The organism is Aliiglaciecola lipolytica, assembly GCF_018860635.1.
GTDB classification, from domain to species: domain Bacteria; phylum Pseudomonadota; class Gammaproteobacteria; order Enterobacterales; family Alteromonadaceae; genus Aliiglaciecola; species Aliiglaciecola lipolytica_A.
In genome coordinates this window covers 486,585-509,245 of record NZ_JAHKPT010000025.1, presented here as the reverse complement: position 1 = coordinate 509,245, position 22,661 = coordinate 486,585, and the positions used below count along the sequence as shown (strand labels likewise).

At 41.6% G+C, this 22,661-nt stretch carries 16 protein-coding genes; 8 read left to right on the top strand and 8 right to left on the bottom strand.

From position 1 onward, the window contains the following. Positions 1-172 precede the first annotated feature (172 nt). From KO530_RS14720 to KO530_RS14695, 6 genes are all read right to left on the bottom strand, one after another. On the bottom strand, positions 173-550 hold the full coding sequence (locus tag KO530_RS14720) for a VOC family protein (protein ID WP_216049196.1): 378 nt from the start codon (positions 548-550) through the stop codon (positions 173-175). Positions 551-621: 71 nt separating this feature from the next. Then, positions 622-1,407: an SDR family NAD(P)-dependent oxidoreductase gene (locus KO530_RS14715; protein WP_216049195.1), complete on the bottom strand. Its 786-nt coding sequence runs from the start codon at positions 1,405-1,407 to the stop codon at positions 622-624. 478 nt (positions 1,408-1,885) lie between these two features. After that, on the bottom strand, positions 1,886-4,738 hold the full coding sequence (locus tag KO530_RS14710) for a TonB-dependent receptor (RefSeq protein ID WP_216049194.1): 2,853 nt from the start codon (positions 4,736-4,738) through the stop codon (positions 1,886-1,888). A gap of 652 nt (positions 4,739-5,390) precedes the next feature. Then, complete coding sequence (locus KO530_RS14705) at positions 5,391-6,353, bottom strand: N-acetylglucosamine kinase (protein ID WP_216049193.1); 963 nt, start codon at positions 6,351-6,353, stop codon at positions 5,391-5,393. 29 nt (positions 6,354-6,382) lie between these two features. Further along, positions 6,383-7,534 carry an SIS domain-containing protein gene (locus KO530_RS14700; protein WP_216049192.1) on the bottom strand — a complete coding sequence of 384 codons (1,152 nt, stop codon included), beginning with the start codon at positions 7,532-7,534 and terminating at the stop codon, positions 6,383-6,385. A gap of 19 nt (positions 7,535-7,553) precedes the next feature. Beyond that, positions 7,554-8,840, bottom strand: a complete 1,287-nt coding sequence (locus tag KO530_RS14695; protein WP_252729267.1) for a D-tagatose-bisphosphate aldolase, class II, non-catalytic subunit — start codon at positions 8,838-8,840, stop codon at positions 7,554-7,556. 308 nt (positions 8,841-9,148) lie between these two features. Between KO530_RS14695 and KO530_RS14690 the strand changes: the two genes are divergently transcribed. From KO530_RS14690 to KO530_RS14660, 7 genes are all read left to right on the top strand, one after another. Further along, positions 9,149-11,890, top strand: coding sequence for a TonB-dependent receptor (locus tag KO530_RS14690; protein ID WP_216049191.1), 2,742 nt, complete (start codon positions 9,149-9,151; stop codon positions 11,888-11,890). 128 nt (positions 11,891-12,018) lie between these two features. Further along, positions 12,019-12,933 carry a DMT family transporter gene (locus KO530_RS14685; protein WP_216049190.1) on the top strand — a complete coding sequence of 305 codons (915 nt, stop codon included), beginning with the start codon at positions 12,019-12,021 and terminating at the stop codon, positions 12,931-12,933. Further along, the gene (locus KO530_RS14680) at positions 12,926-14,035 is read left to right on the top strand and encodes an amidohydrolase family protein (RefSeq protein ID WP_216049189.1); all 1,110 of its coding nucleotides are present in this window, start codon (positions 12,926-12,928) and stop codon (positions 14,033-14,035) included. Before KO530_RS14685 ends, KO530_RS14680 begins: the two co-directional genes overlap by 8 nt. 68 nt (positions 14,036-14,103) lie before the next feature. Next, positions 14,104-16,245, top strand: a complete 2,142-nt coding sequence (locus KO530_RS14675; RefSeq protein WP_216049188.1) for a glycoside hydrolase family 36 protein — start codon at positions 14,104-14,106, stop codon at positions 16,243-16,245. Positions 16,246-16,249: 4 nt separating this feature from the next. Beyond that, on the top strand, positions 16,250-16,759 hold the full coding sequence (locus KO530_RS14670) for a TlpA family protein disulfide reductase (protein ID WP_216049187.1): 510 nt from the start codon (positions 16,250-16,252) through the stop codon (positions 16,757-16,759). A gap of 149 nt (positions 16,760-16,908) precedes the next feature. Further along, entirely contained in the window at positions 16,909-17,688 is a 780-nt protein-coding gene (gene agaR, locus KO530_RS14665) for a transcriptional repressor AgaR (RefSeq protein WP_216049186.1), read from the top strand. 71 nt (positions 17,689-17,759) lie between these two features. Next, on the top strand, positions 17,760-18,479 hold the full coding sequence (locus KO530_RS14660) for an NINE protein (RefSeq protein WP_216049185.1): 720 nt from the start codon (positions 17,760-17,762) through the stop codon (positions 18,477-18,479). Positions 18,480-18,521: 42 nt separating this feature from the next. Here the strand turns inward: KO530_RS14660 and KO530_RS14655 are convergent, their stop codons facing one another. Both KO530_RS14655 and rtcR read right to left on the bottom strand, forming a co-directional pair. After that, positions 18,522-19,001, bottom strand: a complete 480-nt coding sequence (locus KO530_RS14655) for a thioredoxin family protein (RefSeq protein ID WP_252729266.1) — start codon at positions 18,999-19,001, stop codon at positions 18,522-18,524. A gap of 64 nt (positions 19,002-19,065) precedes the next feature. Beyond that, positions 19,066-20,682 (bottom strand): RNA repair transcriptional activator RtcR, encoded by a 1,617-nt coding sequence (gene rtcR, locus KO530_RS14650; protein ID WP_216049184.1) that lies wholly within the window; start codon positions 20,680-20,682, stop codon positions 19,066-19,068. Positions 20,683-21,251: 569 nt separating this feature from the next. Between rtcR and KO530_RS14645 the strand changes: the two genes are divergently transcribed. After that, positions 21,252-22,421, top strand: coding sequence for a slipin family protein (locus KO530_RS14645; RefSeq protein WP_216049183.1), 1,170 nt, complete (start codon positions 21,252-21,254; stop codon positions 22,419-22,421). Positions 22,422-22,661: the final 240 nt, after the last annotated feature.

The window sequence follows — 22,661 nt, the reverse complement described above, 5'->3', positions numbered from 1 at the left end:
TACTGTGGGGATTCTTCAGGTTTTAGCCCATGGGAGGCTTGTCTTCTTTCGCGTGGCTAAAGCCGCCGCCTACAATAGAAATATCGTAGCATGGCCTTTAGGCCATGGAATCTTGTATGTTCTCGCGGGGCTAAAGCTGCCGCCTACAGGGAGAGTTCATGTGGCATGGGGTTTAGCTCATGGAATGCAACCCGAACATATTGCCTTCCGTATCTATCGCAAGCACTATAAATCCGTAATCACCGATCGACATTTTTTGCCGTTGAACCTGTCCTCCGGCACTCTCAACTTTAGCTCCTTCTACTGCGCAGTCATCACAGGAAAAATAGACTAAGGTACTATTTCCGCCAGCAGGAAAATCTGGCATCTTCACGAGTGCGCCTGATGCGCCATATTTTTCCATGTCAGATGGGAAAGCGAGCATCTCTACACTGCCATCACTAGGATCGTTTAACGCTTCCAACTCTACATCAAATACTTTTTCATAAAATGCCTTAGCACGCTTAATGTCGTCGACATAAATTTCAAACCAACCAACTGGATTTTGCATAACTTTCTCCTATCAAAAGACTTCACTAAAACTTCGAGAAGTATAGGTCAAATTTTTAGTACCCTTTAAATTTAAAGGGTAAATCTACGAAATAAGCCATTGATACGCCGTACCATCCAGCGTGGATAATGAGTGGCATACTGGACTAACATTTTATTGGCCAATTTATCTAGAAATACCACGTCACCTTTCATCATAGCTTTATAGGCGTCGTTGGTGAGGGAATCTGGTTGTGCTTTTAGAAAACTTGGGATGTACTGTTCAACGCCATGGGCGCCACTCAACATCTTAGTTTCAGTAATCCCCGGACACACGCAAGTCACAGTTACGCCGGTACCTTTAAGATCTTCTGAAATCCCTTCACTGAACGACAAAACAAATGCTTTACTTGCACCATATGCACTAAAACTTGGGGTCGGCATAAAGCTGGCTATAGAGCCTACATTGACTATTCGGCCTTCGCCCTTCGCAATCATAGGGCCAACAAATACGCGGGTCATATTGACTAGGCTTTGAATGTTCAGTTGAATTAAGTTGTTGAGCGTTTCTACATCCGCTTGTTGAATGGGGTCTATTTGCATCATGCCAGCGTTATTGACCAAAATGTCGACTTCTATTTTATCGGTCATTAACTGTTCATATAACTTTTGTGCGCTATGTTTAAGGCTTAAGTCAGTGGGATATACATGACAAGTCACAGCATATTTTGCATTTAAATAAATCGATAATTCATTTAACTTTTGCTGATTACGAGCCACTAAAACCAGCTCGTGTCCGTGTTTGGCAAAGGTTTCGGCGAAACTCCTGCCAATCCCTTCTGATGCTCCCGTTATCAATACTGTGTTTAATTTGATCATAAAAAATCCTGTTTTATTCGCGCGCGTATTTTAAAAGTCATCAATTGAACTGAAAATTGTAGTCCAGATTGAACATAGCAGCTTTTTTGTTTGAGACCCAAGGGTATTCTTATTGAGTGTTTTTTGCACTATCGATTGGTTTGGCAGATGCTTCTTAACAATACATATTTACCAGTTTGACATAGGTAATTAAGCAGCTAGCTTAGTCGTATTGGTTGCTGTGTTGCAGTTTACAGGAAAGAACGTAAGCGAGAATGGCAATTTATAAAGGGTAGATACTCTCAATTTCGAAGAGCAGGTATTGGAGACTCAATCTGATGCGGTGTGAAATCAATATTTAGAATATTGATGTAAAAACGACAGACATTTCTATATGGGTAGGTGAGAAATCGTTAATTTAATTTTTTAACAAAACGAAAAAAAAGGCCCACTTACACGAATGCAAATGAGCCATTTCGGAGCTTGAACTAATTGCTATTTATAATTTGTAGCGAACGCCGACAAACACCTTGCGACCCCATTCTGAGTATGAACCTGGCACGCTACTAGTGCCGTTATAGCTATGCCAATTGTCATTTAATAAGTTATCTAGTTGCACATAGGCTTCTAAATTACTACTAAATGAATACGTAGCTGAAGCCGATACCCAAGTCATTGGATCAGCCGTTCCTTTGTATGGAGTTTCACTGACTAAATTAAGGGGGGACCAATGACTCAGAATGAAACTTTCAGTATGCGAGCCCGATAGACTCAAGCTCAGATTATCGGTGTTATACATTAGATTTAGTGAATAAGAAGTATCTGGAATTCCCGCCAATACCCCTATTTTTGTTCCGTCTTGATACGATTCTGTATCTATGTAGGTGTAGTTTGCATTAATACCAAAACCAGATTCAAAGAAATGTTGCAGTGAAAACTCATAACCAAGGACTTTAGCGGTATCTAAGTTTTTGGGTTCGAACACATTAAATGGAGTATCGACGTATCCAGTTTCTATCCAAGGTTGTGGATTTTCTACTGGGTAAACTGGGCGATTTGCTTGATCTTCCTCAGTGGGATAAACGTTTTGCCAATCTTGTACAAATCCCTTGATGTCTTTCTGGAAAATTGCAGCCGTTAATGCGGATCCCTCTGAAAAGTACCATTCTATGGATACGTCAGATTGTTTGGCTTTTACCGGCGATAGCTTAGGGTTTCCCACTCGATTTAGAGTAAACTCCCCCCATGCTGCTGAGCCATCGTCCACTTGGGTTGATAATTGGTTTAACGAAGCTCTGGCCATTACCTCGGCATAAGATAAACGCAGAAGTAAGTTGTCCGATAATTCAATAGCGAAATTGACAGAGGGGAGTAATTCGGAATAACTATTTTCCACTGAGATCGCAACCGGATCATAGTGTTCCACTACCCACACCCAAGCGGCTGGCGCACTGACTTTTTCGATTTCCCAAAGCCAACCATTTGACGTGGTATCAGTGTTAACATAGCGTAAACCAGCATTACCTGACCATTCCATGCCCGCTATTTCACCAAACAGGTTACCTTGAACGAAAAAGGATTTTGTATCTTCGACAACTTCGAAAGATTCGTTTGGATTGAAACGTCCTTCATCTGCATCTGAATATCCGTCGGGGTAAACCTCTCCGGTAAAGCGGTTGATGACATCCGGGTTGTTATCTGAGGCTTCTAAAGCTGCTTGATAAGCATCAATATCAAATCCTACAAATTGTCGTGGAAAGTCGCCTGAAACATCACTCAAAAAATCATCTATCGGAAAGCCTTGCACAACATCAACACCCGTATCTGCGAAAGTAAAAGGCGCATTACTGTATAGTGTTTGTGCATGTTGATTGTCTATTTTCACACGATCTTTACTACGTTTGTTATAAACAGCACCAAATTCAATACTTGAAACAATCGGCATATCTAAAAACAACTCGCCTATAAGTGACCCCCCAATAACTTCATCTTCAATATTCACTCCATTGGTTTGGGAATAATGCGGTCCGAACTGACTGTCGTTAACTAAGTCACCAACAGAGCTAATTGCATCATCCGCAAAATCTATTATAACGTTAGGTAAGCCGCCTTCTGTCAAGCTAAAAGTAGCCGTGTTTGGCACCCCACCTATGCCGTGGGCTACAACAAACTTATCTTTACCGCCGGCGTCGCGTTTAGCATTAGAAAGGTATACGTCACCGGTTACAGTAAAGTTATCGTTTACTTGAAATTTTCCATTTAAACCGACTTGATAAGTATCTACAACACGATGTTCGGTTATGGTCACTAATTCTGGAATCAGGTTATCCATGGTCATGCCAGTGACCATTGTTCCCTCTGGGTTTAGCTCAGTTGCAATTCCGCCAAAGGTAGCATCACGCCAACTCGACGCTTGACCTACCAAATAATATGACTCGGTATAACCTTGAGATGGCGCGTCTAAGCGAGTCCAAAGAAAGTCTGCATTAATATCAACCTTTGAACTGGGTTGATACTGGAAGGCACCGGAGAATGCCATACGTTTCTTTTCTTCAATTTGTGCGGTATAGGCGACAACATTAGGAATGATTAATTCGTTAGAAGCATCTTGCCAGTTAACCACACCACCATCGCTATTGTCATGATCCCAACCCCAATTGACCCCATAATTCAAATCTGAGAGTGAGTCCGTTCGTGTCGGTGTGTTGCTGTATAAAGCAGAAAACAGAAAGCCCATTGTTTCGTCAGCAAAAGTGTTGCTGCTTACCGCGGTAAATTTGTAGCCGTTTTTATCGGCTTTATCACCATAATTGCCCTCAACTGAGAACGATCCTTGTAACCCTTTGTTATCAAAAGGACGGGCCGTTCGTAAATCAATTGCCCCACCTATACTGCCCTCAAGCGTTGAAGCCTTAACAGACTTATGTACCCAAGCCTCTGAAATGACTTCTGATGGTAAGACATCAAAAGCGAATTCACGGCCGCTTTGATCGGTTGCCATAATACGACCATTAATGGTTACAATACTAAATTCAGGACCCAAACCGCGAATATTAACGCCTTTGCCTTCACCACCGCTTGTTCTGTCAATTGTTACCCCAGTAATATGAGATAGCGAGTCTGCAACATTGGCATCCGGAAAAATCCCCAGTTCTTTAGCTGTGATACCATCAACGATTGAATCACTAGAGCGCTTAAGATCTAAAGCTTTGATTAAGCTAGCTTGAGCCGATGTAACCGTTATGACTTCAGTTTCGTCAGTTGTGTTATCAATTGAGTCTTGTGCGTGGACATTAGTACAAATCAACGCCACGGCAATTGCTAACGATGTCTTGTTAAAGTGAGTATTCATGAAGCCCTCTTTGTATTATGGTGATGTAAACAAAAACAAACCTAACGAAACGATAACCAAGTTTAATTTAACTTTCAACATTTTTTAAACAAAATGTAACACAATGAAATGTGGTTGAGGCTTAATTGCAACATTTTTAATAGCATAAATTGAAGGTTTTACATTTTTATTTTGAGCGAAATATAGCCTGAAATGCCTGTGAATAAAAGTGTTGGTAGGTTTTTTGGGCTTACTCTGTATGCGTTAGAGAGATTAAACGAAGACTCTCAAAATTATTTTATAATATCGATTTTCAGAGGCAGATAAGTGAAATTGGTAACTGCTCATTTGTTTCAATAAGTTTCACTTCCGGCGTTTTTAAATGTTTAAGTGTCAGTTAGGTTAGATTTAAATTATAGAACGGGCTTTAGTTCGATAACGGAAGCGAAGATGTAATTGAAGCCTTTTAATTATGGAACGGCTTTAGCCCGTCAACGAAAGCGACGATGTAATAGGGGGCTTTAGTTCGTTAACGGAAGCGACGATATACTTGAAGCCTTTTAATTGTAGAAGGGGCTTTAGTTCGTTAACGGAAGCGACGATGTACTTGAAGCCTTTTAATTGTAGAACGGGCTTTAGCCCGTTTAAGTTATATCATTCAACTAAGCTCAATTTACTTCTTTTTCAAACGCTCTAGGGCCGCAGCAGAAAGTGCTTTTCCCGATAGCTTTGCTGCATAAATTGCGGCACCTATATCAGGTGGAAATTCTGGTCTTTGGATATGGTATGTGTCTGAAAACCCCTGTAATGCTTCGGAAAAGGGCTTAGTGATAATGTCGCTAGCGCTAAATGCACCGCCGGAGAAGCTAACTTTGACCTCTTCATCGCTTGAAAATTGTAATGCTTTACGGGTTCCCTCAACTATTTCAGCTAGCTGTTTACCTGCATCACTAAAGATCTGTTTAGCCAACAAGTCACCTTCTAAAGCTGCTTCAAACACAAGAGTCGATATTTGTGCTATTTTCCCTCTAGAGCCTTGCCATTTAGTTAGCACTAATGCCGACATATCCAGATCGTTGATAATATTAAAGGTTTCTTTTAACTTATAGTAAAGTGGACCTTTTATATCTCGTCCATCGCTCATACGTGAAAACAGCATCAGTCCTTTTCGACCAATCCAGTAGGCAGAGCCTTCATCACTGAATAGTTCTCCCCAACCGCCGCATCTTGCACTTTTACCGTTACGTTTACCGTAAGCAATGGAGCCTGTGCCAGCGATCATGTTAATACCATCTTGGCCTGCAAAGGCTGCAGCCCATGCATTGACCATGTCATTATCGCACTGATAGTTTTGTTGCGGTAGTATGATAGAGGGAAGCGTTGCTAAAATTGGATCTACTTCACTATCTTCGCCAAACGCCGGCAATCCCAGGAAACCATATTCTAGTTCATTAACTGTCTTATCAGCCTTTGAAAGTAATGCGTATATACCTTTCGCTATGACGGTTTTAGCACCTTCAATACCCACTTCAACGTGGTAGCACGTGGCTTCTTGGTGACTGGCTAGAACGTCACCATGAGCGTTGATTAACACAAATGCCGTCTTTGTCCCGCCACCATCTACACCTAAAAACATGGTTATCTCCTGAGAAACAATTAACTAGATTACAGAGTGTGAATATTCACACCTTTTACTACTCGATTTACGGTTCCTGAAGCGCTTGGGTTATCAGGCTTGTTCCCCACACTGAGCGCGTTGAAAAAACCAAACACTTGGGCGCAAGCAATAAAGGGTAAAAGCAAAAAACGATCCGATAGCCTTGCCATGTTATCAAACACAATTTCATTTTCTTGAGGGATCATTGGAATTGAATCTGCTCGTATGGTAAGAACATGCCCTGCTTCATCATCAGTATGTAATTCATTCACTAAATCAAGATCATATTGCCGCGTGAGTGGATTATTGGAGATATACACAATAACCAAGGTATTTGCATCTATCATTGCTTTAGGCCCGTGGCGAAATCCTAAGGGGGAGTCAAAACACGCCATAGTCTGACCGTCGGTTAATTCTAACAATTTTAACGCACTTTCTTGTGCTAAGCCTTTAAAAGTACCACTACCCAAATACACTACACGGCTGAACTTTTTATCCGCCAATTTCGATAGGGGTAAAATTTGGTTGTTTAAAAGTTTTGTCGTTGCAGCAACAGCCTCGTTAAGTCCGGTTTCGAAATTGTGAGTTGGACAGAATAAATAAAGTGCACTAAGCAACATAGAACTGAAACTAGAAGTCATGGCAAAACTGCGATCATTTGTTTGTTCAGGTAGATATAACGCGAGTTTATTATTACCTTCACAGCGCTTCGCAAGTTCACCATCACTATTGCAAGTTATGGCTAACTGATAACATTCGTCAACAAGTTGGTCAGCATATTCCAATGCTGCAACGCTTTCCGGACTGTTTCCTGAACGTGCGAAAGAAACAAGTAGTGTCGGCACCTTAGCCTGAAAATATTCTGAAGGGTTTGACACTAAGTCAGTGGTTGGAATAGCTTCCACTCGTTTATTCAACTCGTGCATTGCAATGGGAGTGACGCACTGGCCAACAAAGGCTGATGTTCCTGCACCGGTAAAGATAATGCGAATGTTCGGCTTGTTTAATATAGGGGTCAAAAAAGCTTCTATTTGTTGTTGCTGAGACTGCAGTAATTTCAAAGTTGCTTGCCAGCATTCTGGTTGTTGACTGATTTCTTTGGCTGTCCAATAGCCGTCTAATTGTGCTAATTTTTCTTCGGAAAAGTTTAGATAATTCATAGTTTGCTGAATTCCTTGATCAATTGACTGGCTGCGGGTTACAGGCGGCAGAGTATTGTTTTAGTACTAAAGATATTTTGTGAAATATAAACCCTTTAATTGAGTTATCAATTTCACCGGCAATTAGGGCATTGTGTTGCTCAGGCATATATTGACTGATAAGTGTGAGTGGCGGCGGGTTCTGTTCAAGATTTTCTATTAATTGTGAAAGCGCTTTATCCACATTTTTATCTGGCCAGTAATATCTTATTCTGTCGCTCAAACTGTATTTGCAATCCAATTCCTGTTGTCGGCTGTCTTGCGAGTAATATTTTTTCCAGTAACTATCGTTTGTATGCATCGCTGTTAATAGGGTGTTTTTCAGATTACTCCAATCATTAGCGGCTATCCATTCTTGCTCAATACACTCCAATGCAAAACAAGCTTCTCGGAACGCGAAAGTCAGCCATGGACCTACTTTTAATATTCCAAAATGTGCTGACACTAAATCCGTCAAATGTTGTTGTGTTTGATAGTCTGTGGAGTGGGCTTCGAATACCATATTTTCGTGATGGCTAATCATTTCACTCAAGTCATGGGCTTTCTCTGGTACAAAAGCATCAATTTTGTGCAAGCCAAATTCAACACCAGGTTGCACTACCAAGCCTATAATTCTCGGCCAAACATAAGACAATCCAGCTTCTGCAAAGGTTTTCTGATGGATGGCTATCGTCGTATTGGCATCTTCAACAGAGGTTAATTCCAATTCTTCTGAATCATCTTGAGTTCCACCGGGTACAGGTACTTCCGTTCCAATTACATAAACTGGCGCTTCGCTACCTGAATCTTTCCATGCTTTTTCTGCAACTAAGCAGAGTCTTGCAGCCCTTTTAGCAACGTCATGATCACCCAAAGGAATAGGATCATCACTGCAAGACATTGAACAATCCAAATGAATTTTGCCAAAACCAGCGCGAACATATTGATCAATTAGTATTTCTGATTTTTGCATTGCCTCTTCAGCGTCAAGATGCTGCCAGCAATTGGGACCTAAATGATCGCCACCCAGTATAATTCTATGTTCATTAAGACCGACACGATTGGCCATAGCAAGTACCATTTTACGAAAGTCTTTAGGCGTCATGCCGGTATATCCGCCATCTTGGTTAACTTGGTTAGACGTTGCCTCAAGTAATAAGGTTTCATTATGTAATAAAACATGTTGCATTGCAGCTTCTATTACTAACGGGTTAGAGGTGCAGACCGCGTATACTCCAGAGCATACCCCTTTTTTTTGCTGCTTTACCATATCTAATAATACTTTCATTTTACCTCCATTTTCGATGGGTATAGCCTATATTTGGCAAAATTATGGTGGATAAAGGATGGTATGTAAACATAAAAGTTACATTAAATTTCAGTTTGTCTGATTTTGATGGTTGTTTTTGTTGTTTTTGTGTCGTTTATTTGCTTTTAAACTAAAGGGTTACAAAATAATTGCTTTTTTATGTTTCATTTTGTATTGACAATGGTTTCATTGATAGCCAATATTGTTTCTGACAGACGGCTTGGTGTAGTTCAAATAAAAAATAAAAACTATGTCGTTTCCATATATCAGGTGACAAGGTGATACTCATGAATAAACACAAAACCAAAATATTTAGACAATCAACTTTGGCGTGCGCGGTAGTTTTAGGGCTAAGTGCGCCACAAGTTGGCGCTCAGCAAAGTGATGACAGTACTGAAGTCATCGTTGTGACAGCAGTTCGAGGTAGTTTAGAAAAATCTGTTTCCATAAAACAAAATGCGAAATCTTTAGTCGATTCAATTGCGGCTGAAGAGTTAGGGCGTTTCCCCGATGATAACGTGGCTGACTCCCTTTCACACATTTCAGGTATCACCGTTAGTCGGACTCGAGGGGGAGAAGCGCAATATGTCAATATTCGCGGATTAGGTCCAGAATTTAGTATTGTAACCCTTAATAACCGTATTCTTGCCACCGATGATGGAGGACGTAATTTTGCGTTTGACGTTATTCCTTCAGAAATGATCAATGGTGCCGATGTCTGGAAAACCGTTGAAGCTAAAGGAATTGAAGGAAGTATCGGTGGAGCTGTTAATTTGAAATCAGCTAAAGCACTCGATAATCCAGGGCAACACGGGGTGTTTTCTGCCACTGCAGATTACAATGATTTATCTGAGGAGGTGGGAAAAAAGTTTAATGCTATTTATAGCACAACAACAGATGACGAAACTTTAGGCTTTATTGTCGGTGTAACTCACGCAAACGGAAATGAGCGGGCTGATGATATGTTCGACAACTTTGTCTTTGGTGTACAAGATGAAATGTCCTACGATGTGAATGCTGACGGTATAATCAGCGCCAATGAAGAAAATTTAGTCATTCCTGGCTCCTATGCGCTTGGTTCTTATGCTACTGATTTTTCACGAACTGGTGTTACTTCAAACTTGCAATGGCGTCCAAACAATAAGTTGCAAGTTGGTGTCGATATCATGCTTACAAAGTTGGAAGCAGACTCCACCGGTTATACGCAATCATTCTACATGGCAGATGAAAGCGAGGCTCAAAATCGTTTATCTAATATCGTGCTAGATGGCAATGTTATCACTGCCATGGACGTAGCAGATGTAAGTATGGAGGTTGTGACGTTAGACGAACACCGTACCGTCGATACATCTTTGTTTGGTTTAAATGCAAAGTATCAATTAACTGACGATTTGATTGTTGAAGCAGATGTATACCGCTCTCAATCAGAGCGTGATTCAGGTGGCAAAAATACCTTTGTCGTAGCAGGGGCTCCTGGTGCACATAGCGGTCATTATGAACTTAATAATGGTGGTTTGCCGGATTATATCCCGACTTGGACCGAAGGCCGTAGTTCCAATGATTTTGGGAATGACGACTTTTCCCCCCATTGGGCGGCAAGAGATGGAAGTGATATCAAAGATACGGTTACCGGGTTTTCCTTGGATAGTGAATTGAGCTTTGACCATGATGTACTTGTGTCGTTGGACTTTGGGGCTGCTTATACTAGTCGCAATAAAACCAATACGGCTTACGATAACTACGAATATGGTGCTTGTAACTACTGTGGTTATCCGTTTACGTTTGGCGAAGTGGGTGCGGATGTGGTTCGTGACTTCCCGTACGATAATCTGTTTGCTGGTGAAGGGGCGAATATTCCCCGTTCTTTTCCGATTTTTAGCATCCCAGATTATGCTGCTGGCCTAGCGGCTTCTGATGGAATGACAATTGTTGATTACCTTGGCAATGAACGTACGTTTGGAGAAAATGAATCTGAGCTCTGGGAGCCTATTTACAACCCAGTTAATTCTTATGATATTGAAGAAGATACAACCGCATTATATTTACAAGCTAATTTTGAAGGTGATCGATGGTTTGCCAATGCCGGTCTTCGCTGGGTAAAAACCGAAGTCACGGCTATGTATTCTTACAACAATATCGAATTAATTCAGATTGTTAATCCAGACTCGTCGAACCCTTCTTGGGACGTCGAATACTCCGATAGCGCGGCACAAACCGCAAATGGTAGTTACAGTAAAATTCTGCCAGCAATCAATTTTGGTTTTCATATTACTGATGACTTGCTTTTGCGGGCTGCCGCGGCGCAATCCCTATCTCGTCCGACTCTCGATCAACTGGCCCCATTAACTACAGATAATGCGCAATCTGGGTTGTTTACTATGGATATCAGTGGAAATCCAAATATTGAACCTGTATTTTCCGACCAAGCTGATATGGCACTGGAATGGTATTTCGAAGAAGGTGGCTTGCTAAATGCGACAGTTTTTTGGAAAGAATTAGATGGTTTCATTACATCGAACACCACAAGAGAAGAAATTGCCGGAGAGAGCTTTCAAGTTACCCAGCCAATCAATGGTGATTCAGCCGAAGTTTTTGGTTTGGAACTTGGGGTTCAGAAATTCTTTGAAAACGGCTTCGGTTTTACGGCTAGTTATGCTTATACCGATACCAGTACTGTTGTAAATGGCGAAGATGCAGGCGCATTGCCAGGTGTTGCTGATACCTCTTACTCGTTCTCTGTAATTTATGAAAAAGACCGATTAAGTGCGCAGCTAGCGTTAGATTACACTGGTGATTTAGTTGTCGATGCATTTAGTCCATTGGGAGATGATTATCAGACGACCATGGAAGAAAGCAAGATTATGTCGTTGTCGGTAAAGTATGACGTAACTGATTATTTGCAGTTGTCAGTTGAAGGTCAAAATTTGCTTGATGAGTCTAATCGTAGCTTCCAAGGACGCCCCGATTTACCGGCATCTATTCAACTTTACGGTAGAACCTTTAAAGCGGGTTTGAGATACGATTTTTAATTAACGACTAATCGAGCCTAAGGCGTTTGCCTTAGGCTTTGAATCAATGGTTAAAGTTTTGAATTACATTTATTTACTAATACGCCAGTTGCGTTGCTCAATAATAAAAACAAGATAGGAAGATAAGAATGCAGTCAAAAAAATGGTTAATCTTTGCCATGGTAACCACGATTTCGTGGGGACTTTGGGGCGCATTAACTGCGGTATTTGCTAATCAATCAATTCCATCAACGGTGGTTTATAGCATATGGGCCATTACGATGATTATTCCTTGTATTGTCGCCTTGAAGCTCATTGGTTGGAAATTGGAGACCGACAAGCGCTCTATTTGGCTGGGTTGTTGGATTGGTTTCTTAGGCAGCGGTGGTCAAATGTTACTGTTTTACGCCGTATCTGTTGGTCCTGGTTACTTGATTTTTCCGATTGTCTCTTTATCGCCAGTGATTACCATTGCGCTCTCTTTAGGCTTGCTTAAAGAACGAACTGGTTTACTAGGTGGGATTGGTATCCTACTAGCAATGTTGGCGTTACCCTTGTTTGAGTATTCACCTGCTGGTGAAGAGCAGAGTTACGGTGTGCTTTGGTTCTTGTTAGCACTTGGTATCATGGCTGCATGGGGAGTTCAAGCATTTTGTATGAAGCTTTCAAACCATCATATGAGCGCTGAAAGTATCTTCTTTTATATGACAGTCACCGCAGTTTCATTGATTCCTGTTGCTTACCTAATGACAGATAGTAACGCACAGGTTGATTACAGTTTTTCTATGCTATTTGAAACAGCTTCGGTACAAATATTAAATGCCATTGGTGCGTTGTGTTTGGTTTATGCGTTTCGTTACGGCAAAGCCATCGTTGTTTCACCTTTAACTAATGCTGGAGCGCCACTGTTATCTACCGTACTGACTATAGTGATTTTAGATGTGATACCTAATAACGTAAAAATTGCGGGCATTATTATTGCCACTATTGCTGCGCTAATTTTGGCGTTAGAACCAGAAGAAAAACCGCAGAATTCAACTTTGGAGGGGCGTGCAGGTGAATAAGTTTACAGCTTCCCTAAATTCAATACTGTTGTTAATCATAGCAACAACACTGATCTCTTGCAGCCACTCTAAAGCTGGCAAAGATGAAATGTCAGATCATTACACAATGTCTGACTTCGCCAGTGTTAAAAAATTTGATACCCATGTGCACGCAAATAAGCAAGCTACGGCATTTATTGAACAAGCTCAAGCAGACAACTTTGAGCTATTGACTATTAACGTCGATTACCCTGATTTTCCGCCTATCGACGAACAACAAGCTATTGCCTTATCATTAACCCAGGCCTACCCGAAAACCCTGTATTTTGCTGCCACTTTTTCAATGCTCAATTGGGACAATCCTTCGTGGGCATCCGCGGTGCAAAAACGTTTAGATAAGGCCCTTGCCAATGGTGCTAAGGCCGTAAAAGTTTGGAAGAACATTGGCATGTCGTTCCGAGACAGCGAACAGCAGTTGGTGATGATTGATGATGCAGGTTTAGATCCTATATTTAATCATTTAAGTCAATTACATGTTCCCGTAATAGGACATCAGGGAGAACCCCATAACTGCTGGTTACCCATAGAGCAAATGAGCGTGAATAATGATAAACAGTATTTTGCTGCGCACCCTCAGTATCATATGTATTTGCACCCAGAAATGCCCAGTTATGAAGCGCAAATGCTAGCTCGTAACAATATGTTAGATAAACATCCTAAAATGCGCTTTATTGGTGCTCACCTAGCCAGTTTAGAGTGGAGTGTTGATGCCATGTCAGAGTTTTTGCAGCGCTATCCTGACGCGACCATTGATCTAGCTGCTCGCATGGGACAAGTACAAGCCCAGTCAGTAAATGATCTTAACAAAGTCAGAGCATTTTTTATAACCTATCAAGATCGCATCCTGTATGCCACAGATCTTACCCATAGTTCCGAAGCTGCAGATCAAGAATTTAAAAATAGCGTCCATCAAAAATGGTTGGAAGATTGGCGTTACCTTAACACAGACTCAGAGTTCACGGTGCCTGAAGTAGACGGCATCGTAACCGGCTTGAAGTTACCCAAAGAAGTAATCGATAAGATTTATTATCACAATGCTCGCCGAGTGTTTAGCATCAATTAATTACAATTAGAAAGGGTAGGTGGGCCTTTGTTGGCCCATCTACTGAACCTAGTAAATGGAGAATATCAATGAGATTCAAGTTCGCCACTCGATTGGCTGCCATTTTAGTGAGCGTGCCTTTGCTGCATGCTTGCATCACTCCGGAAGAGCCGAAAAATGAAGTCATCAAAGTCGAAAATAGCGGCATCACCCTTGAGTTCGATGGGCAATTGCGCACTCGTGTCTCTGCCACCCTAGGCGATAAAATTAATGTGCTTGGTGACTATCAGACAAGTGAGTATCTGGTTACTAAATCAGGTGAGTTAGTTGATAATTTTAGGGTGCTCAATAGTACTCAGCAAAAAGTTGAATCTGAACTGGGTAAGGGCATCCAAACCACTTTAGTTGGCTTGGCTTCCAATGGCTTACAAAAACAACTACAGGTACAAGCTTTTCCTGACTTCCCTAATACACTGTTTATTCGAGTCACATACAAAAATACCGCTGAGCAAAGTGTGATTCTGACTAAGTGGGTACAAAATGCCTATCAACTTTACGCCACTAACAACACTGGGGAAACTCATTTAGCTAGTCTGCTTAATGATTCTGAGCCAGATTTTTGGTCTTATCAGGGCGCATCTTATGAGGATCGCCGAGATTGGGTAATGCCTTTAGCTCCCGGTTATGAGCAACAAAACTATATGGGAATGAATGCCACCGATTATGGCAGTGGTACCGCAGTTGCTGATATTTGGCGAAAAGATATAGGATTAGCCATTGGTCATATCGATTTGGATCCAAAATTGGTGTCACTCCCTGTTACTTACCCTGCAAATGAACACATCACAGATAAAGCGGCTTATTTACAGGTTGAGTTAGAAAAAACCGTGAAGTTAGCCCCTGGAGATGAATTGACCACCCTGGATACCTTCGTATCTGTCCATCAAAAAGATTATTACGCAACACTGAAAATGTATCGCAACGTAATGGCGCGTAAGGGTCTGACCATGGCGGATGTTCCGGAGTCGGCTTATGAGCCTATTTGGTGTGCTTGGGGTTACGAACGTGATTTTAGTTTTGAAGAAATACTGCAAACTTTACCAAAAGCTAAAGAGTTGGGATTGGAATGGGCCGTCTTAGACGATGGCTGGCAAACGGCAGAAGGGGATTGGTATCTTGATCCAGAAAAATTCCCCAATGGTGATGCTGACATGAAAGCATTTGTTGGTGATATTAAATCTGCTGGATTGAAAGCTAAGTTATGGTGGGCGCCATTGGCTGTGGATCCTGGTACCGATATGATTGAACAACATCCTGAAATGTTGCTGCTTAATGAAGATGGTAGCACTCGAGATGTGACCTGGTGGGACAGTTACTATTTATGTCCCGCGGACGAGCAAGTCCGTCAACACAGTGTTGAGCTAGTTAAAAAGATGCTTGGTGAATGGGGTTATGAAGGTTTAAAAATTGACGGCCATCACTTAAACGGAGTTCCTCCTTGTTATAACCCAGAACACAATCACGCTACTCCTGAGGCATCAGTTGAAGCCCTAGCTGATTACTGGAAGTTACTTTATGACACTGCCATGGAAATTAACCCTGAAGCGGTAATAGAAATATGTCCTTGCGGAGACTCATATGCATTCCACAACCTCCCTTACATGAATCAAACCGTTAGCTCTGATCCACTAACATCTTGGCAAGTAAGATTAAAGGGGAAAACTCTAAAAGGCTTAATGGGGGAATCAGCACCTTATTACGGGGACCATGTTGAACTTAGTGACGATGCCAGTGATTTTGCATCATCTTTCGGCATTGGAGCGGTTCTTGGGACTAAGTTTACGATGCCATCAGACAATGAAGCGGCGCAGCAGTTTCTGCTCAACCCTGAAAAAGAAGCCATCTGGAAGCAATGGTTTGATTTATATAACCGCAAAATGCTTCCTAAAGGCACTTACTTAGGTGAACTATATGACATTGGTTTTGATCGCCCTGAAACCCATGTTGTTGCCAAAGATGGCAAGCTATACTTCGCATTTTATGCTGATAGTTTTAGTGGCAATCTTGAGTTGCGCGGTTTAACAGCTAAACAATACCGAGTAACAGACTATTTCCACTCAAAAGAACTAGGGGTAGTGACGGTAGCTAATGGTAATGCAAAATTGAACGCTGAATTTGACCAATTTCTATTGGTAGAGCTAACCCCAATTGCCAATAGTACAGTAGAGTAAACTCATGATTCGCTGTTGCTTATTACTTCTAACGGTATTTGCCAGTTCAATGTGTCTGGCAAATACCCAATCAAGCATGCAAGATCAGTTAGCACCAGAGTTGGTATTAGCCAATTTAAATAATACGGCAGAAATTGACTTAGAACACTATAAAGGCAAAGTAGTATATGTGGATTTTTGGGCTTCTTCATGTTTTGCATGCCGCTTGTCTTTTCCGTTTCTAAACAAACTTCAGGCTAAATATGCCCAGCAAGGGTTTGAAATAGTGGCAGTTAATACTGATGCTTCAAAACAAGATGCTTTGGACTTTTTAGCCAAATACCCTCTTAACTACCCTGTAGCCTGGGATCCAGAGGGTACGTCAGCTGACGCCTACCAAGTGCGAGCCCTGCCTACAGGATTTTTAATCGATGCATCTGGCAAAGTTCGACTGGTACATCTAGGGTTCTCAGTGCGTCACGAAGCCTATTTAACCGCGCATGTGGAAAAATTATTGGCTGAAATGATTGAGTAGACCGCGTCTCAAAAGCTGGATAGCGCGAATGAAGAACATGCACTATTACGATGTGAAAGTTACATAATGAAAGTTACATTGTGTAAAGGTTTCATTCAGATTAGAATGAACATAGTTACAAATGAAACTTAAATGGAAAAGGTAAAACTATGCGCGACACCAGTCACAGACGTGAACATATAGCTCGGATGCTCAAAGAGAACGGCAGCGTTCAAGTGCTTCCTTTGATTGAGCAATTTAACGTATCTGGTGTCACGATTCGCAAAGATTTACGCTTTTTAGAAAACCAAGGCATCGCCACGCGTTGCTATGGTGGCGCTATGTTAAATGACATTGGTTTGTTTGAAACTGAAACCACCTTTGATCGCAAACAAGCTCTGCATGCCGAGGAGAAATCCAGTATTGGTAAAATTGCCGCAGATTTAGTTAACGACGGTGATGCTATTATATTGGATTCTGGCTCGACAACGCTTAAGTTGGCTTCTCATTTAGGTGGTCGAGAGAATGTTACAGTGGTGACTAACAGCTTAAACATCGTCAACGAATTGAAACTTCAAGAGCATATAGAAGTGATGTTATTAGGCGGTACTCTCAGACATAAAAGTCAGTCATTTTTTGGCAGCAGTGCGTTAGCAACCCTTAAAGATTTGCACGTAGATAAACTCTTTTTAGGTGTAGATGGCTTTCATATGGATAAGGGGATTTCTACCCATTTTGAAGCTGAGTCTTTGTTGAATCAGTTAATGTGTAAAGTTGCCAGTGAAATAATAGTGGTCACAGACTCATCTAAATTTGGTCATGTTTGTCTACATAAAATTCTTGAACCAACGGGAGTCAATCAAATCATCACCGACAGTAATATTCCCCAAGACTATCTAGATGGTCTGCGCCGAATTGGTATTAAAATCACTCTTGTCGATGTAGATTAAAATCCAACCAAGCCATTTCTTGTTAACCTCCAGTAAATTTGAATATACTGTATCAAAATTAGGGGGTTAGCATGGATAGCAGGTGTAAACAGTGTGGTATTTTAAATCCAATTGATTTTCCTAAGTGTCTTAGTTGTGGGGAAATTCAAGATACCTTCCATTATAAAAGTCGAATCGCTGCGGCGACCCTTGCATTTTTTGGTGGCATGTTTGGTTTTCATCGCTTTTTCTTAGGCCAGTGGTGGGGAATATTTTATTTATTATTCTTCTGGACGTACATTCCTTGGTTAGTGGGGATCATTGAAGGCATTATCTTCTTAAATACTACTCAACATGATTGGAATAAAAAGTACAACCAAGGTGTTTCCGCTGGAAAAGAAAAAGGCACTGTTGTAGTCATTATTGCCATTTTGATACCAATTGTTTGTATTATTGGAATATCAGCGGCTATCGCTATTCCGGCATATCAAGGTTATCTAGTAAAAGCTAAGATGGCCGAAACACAAGTGATGGCGAATACAGTTATGACTGCTGTTGAAGTGTATGCGTTATCAGAGGAACAGTGGCCCAAAGATATTTACGACTTGCCAATAACGGGACGTACATCCAATTCACAGGTGAGTGCGGTGGAGGTGAATAATGGGGTCATTTATGTGCGGTTTTCTCCTGACTCAGGGGTTAACGGCAACATGATTTTAATTCCTGAGCCTACTGACAGGGACATTTACTGGGATTGCGAGCAATCCACAGTGTCCCGAGATTATTTGCCTAGCAAATGTCAATTTAACTGAAGATTTTTGCGCGCAATGGCAACATGTTTAATTGACACTTTATTATTGAACGCTCAATACTTTGTTCAAATTGCCAATAAATTCCATTGAATCGAATGTGAGTGGCAAACGAGTAAGTTTTTCGCCCGTAGAGTCGAGAATTAACAATACCGGATACCCAGTTACGCGGTAACGTTCAGCGAATTGTTGCCCTTGTTCTGTGTCATAGTCGACCCGGGCAAACACGAAGTTTTCATCAATTACGTCCTTGACTCTGTCATCGGTAAAAATTGTGCTGTCTAATTTACGACAAGTGGGGCACCAAATCGCAGACATGTCAGCCAACACCAATTTATCATGGGCTTGGGCTTTCGCCAGCGCCACATCAAAGTCAAGCATCTGGATTTGAATTTTGTCTTTCGCTTGCTGACCTAAATGACTTTGATACCATTGATAAGCTAAGTAAATAAAGGTAGCGACGATAATAAACAGAACTATATTGACCAATTTATTATTCGATTTTGATGTATTTTCAGATGACATTGTCTTTTTAATTACCTCTTGGTTGTTGCGCCTTTTAAACTAGACCTGTGCTTTTTGCGTTTTATTACACACTCGTTTGCAAATTATCGTTGAGTTGCGTAAAGCTTAATCCAAATTTTTGTAAGTAAACCCGTAATCTATGGGAGTCGTTGCTGCTTATTTTGTTTTGTCTGCTAACGTTAAACAATTTACGACCTGCATCGGCTAAATTTTCTGATGATAAACAAACGTGTATAACATTTTGTAATTGCATCTGGTCGAATATATCCATCGCAGCAAGTTGATGTTCGTCAAGATAGCGACTTAACTCTACCTGTTTTGTGATCGCTCCACTATGCCATCGTTGATTTAAACGAATAATCTCCGCATCTACAGTCGCTGAATCAATTCTCCCTCCTTTGCTTAACGTCGCCATGCGTTTTACGCTGGCGTTGAGATCACGAAAGTTGGCGGTCCATAGGGCCTTTTCACTGCGGGCAAACTGTAAATAACGTTTTTTTGCTTCACTTCCAAAACGAATATGCACATCATTAAGCCGCGCATACTGACGTAATTCAAAATCTAAATTTGGCTCAAAATCTTCGATACGTTGTTTAAGTGCGGGTAAACGCCAGTTCCAAATGTCAATTCTGGCAAGCAAGTCTTCCCGAAACCGACCTTGCGCCACAGCACTACGCAAATCTAAGTTGGTACCTGCAATTAATTGAAAATCGCTGTATACCGCTTTATCACTGCCTACTGGATAAAATTGTTTTTCTTCAATGGCATGCAGCAACATGGCTTGTTCATCAATCCCTAATTCGCCAATCTCATCTAAAAATAAAATACCCTGGTCGGCATTTTTCAGATAACCATCACGGGCACTTTGCGCGCCAGTGTATGCACCTTTGATATGTCCAAATAAAGCAGACATAGCCCCATCACCAACTAGGGTGGCACAATTGACAGCCACTAAACTGCCAATAACACCGCCTCGAGAAACCTTTAATTCGTATATACGTCTAGCCAACTGGGTTTTGCCCGCGCCTGTGGGGCCTTCTAGTAACATTGGGTCTTTAGCGTTGATTGCTACCTGCTCAATTTCTTCAATCAATTGGTTAAACGCAATGTTGCGGGTTTGAATGCCTGCTTTTAGAAAATCTCTTGCGGATGCGGCTTGTTCAGAAAAGCGGGCCGCTAAGGCTGCATATTTAGACAGGTCCAAATCGACAATACTGATCACACCTTTAGCCCGATTTTCTGCTTCAGGGTCTGGCGAAACCTGAACCAACTTAGAAGCAGGATATATTTGTGCTTCGCTTAACATGAACATACAGATTTGGTTGACGTGGGTACCCGTGGTGATATTCAAGTAATAGTCTTCTTTGTCGGTATCAAAATCATAGTGGCTGGCATGTTGATATAACCAATTGTACACATCGGCAAAATCCCAGGGATCATTCCAAGCCGTTTCTACTAATACCACCTCGGTAGCAGGAGATACCTCTACAACATCGGCGCTGATTCGCCGCGCTAAATTAAGGTGCGAGGGTTCATACAATAATTCTAATCTATCGACCTGAAAATTATCTTGCATCACAGCACTGATGGTGGGGCGCCAGGTTTGCCAGCGTTTGGCACCACGGCCCTTATGGTCTTTTACCACTCCCAAAATGGTAAACATCACATTTTTGCGATTCATGATTTTCAGCCTATCTAAAAAAATATTACTCTATCTAATTGGATATATTTTGTGAAGTTGTCTTTTGAGGTGTTGTGTTGTGGAGTGGTAATAAATTTATATTTATCAATGGTATAGATTTTATTTCTAAGTTTTTATTTTTGTGGCACAGCACTTGTATTACATCAATTGTTTTTAACGAAGCGGAGTTGTTTCAAACGGCAACCTGATACACGTGGCAATGCTAAAGGTGTATATCTCGGCAAAGACACCACTTAAATTGGTGTGAAAGCACCTCAAACGACATAGTTTGATTGATGATTAAACGACGAGAGGTAAAGGCGAAAGCCCTGTGGGTTCGAGTCCCATAACCATTGTAATAGCCCGACATAAGGCTAGTGAATGACCACTGTGGTGAACTCACACAAGCAACATTGATTTAGTAGGCACTGTATGGATGCAGTGCAAGGATGTTCAGAAAACGACGCCTGCTAAATCAACCTTGTTTGTTGTCAATTCACGCAAGTTACTTACCCCTTATGTCACACACCTTAAGGTGTGTTGAGGCACTAAAAAAAGGAGAAGCTCTAATGACTAAACAAGGGAAATTTATAAAAGTATTTATTGTTGCAGAAAACACAATCGCGTTTCTGTATAGAAACCAACAATTCATGCAGGTATTGCCTGCTGGGGAGCATCGTTTGTGGGATTTTAGCAATACCCTGACGATGAAACAGTTTGCAGCAAATAGCATGTACTACTCAGATGCTGATTCGTTTTATTTAATTAAAACATACCCAGAGGTGGCAGAGTTAGTTCATGTTTGGCGCTTAGGTAACGACGAGCTGGGATTGTTATATATCGATGGCCAGCTTTGTGGTGTTGTCGCTCCAGGTGAGATCCTACATCTGTGGAAATCTGCGGGCGAATTCCGTTTAGACAAAGTTGCTCTAACCGGTGATCTTGAAGTGGCTAGATCTGTGTTGGAGGAAATTAAGCATCGAGGTAAAAATGATAGTACCAAGTTGATTGCCACCAAAAGCTCCGTTAAGCGGGCACCAGTCGCTATGGTTGAAGTCAAACCGCAGCATGCCAGCTTGCTGTATGTGGACGGCAAATTCATGCGTACTTTGGGTGCGGGAACTTATGGCTTTTGGCAGCTAAGCAACACGGTTACGGTAAAAAATTTCGATTTGCGTTCACGCAATCAAGAGGTTTCTGGGCAGGATATCTTGACCAAAGATCGGGTTACAGTGCGGGTGAATTTATGCGCCACGGTGAAAACCCTAGACCCAGTTATTGCTGCAGAGCAAGTAGAGAATTTGGATGAATACATCTACAAATCATTGCAGTTAGCCTTGCGTGAAGTGGTTGGAACTAAAACCTTGGACGCACTGCTTGAAGACAAGCTTTACGTTAACCAAACCGTCAAAGCGTTGGTTGAACAGGAGTTACATTCGGTTGGTGTAAGACTTGAAAGAGTCGGCGTGAAAGATATTATTCTGCCCGGGGAAATCAAGGCAATCTTGAACCAAGTAGTGGAAGCACAAAAAGCCGCTGAGGCCAATGTGATCAAGCGTCGGGAAGAAACCGCTGCGACCAGAAGCTTGCAGAATACCGCAAAAATGATGGAAAACAACCCAACGTTGTTGCGCTTGAAAGAGCTAGAGTCACTGGAAAAGGTGTCAGAAAAAGTAAGCAACTTGAACGTTTATGGTGGTGTTGATCAGTTGTTGCGGGAAACCGTTAAATTGACTTAAAGGTTATGGACGGAGCAAGGAAGCTTCAGCCCAAGGACGGGCTTCTGCCCGTAGCATGGCCTTTAGGCCATGGAAGGTTGTTTTTTTCGCGGCGCTAAAGCATCCGCCTACACATTCAAACCCGTAGCATGGTCTTTAGGCTATGGGAGGTTGTTTTTTTCGCGGCGCTAAAGCACCCACCTACACATTCAAACCCGTAGCATGGCCTTTAGGCCATGGGAGGTTGTTTTTTTCGCGGCG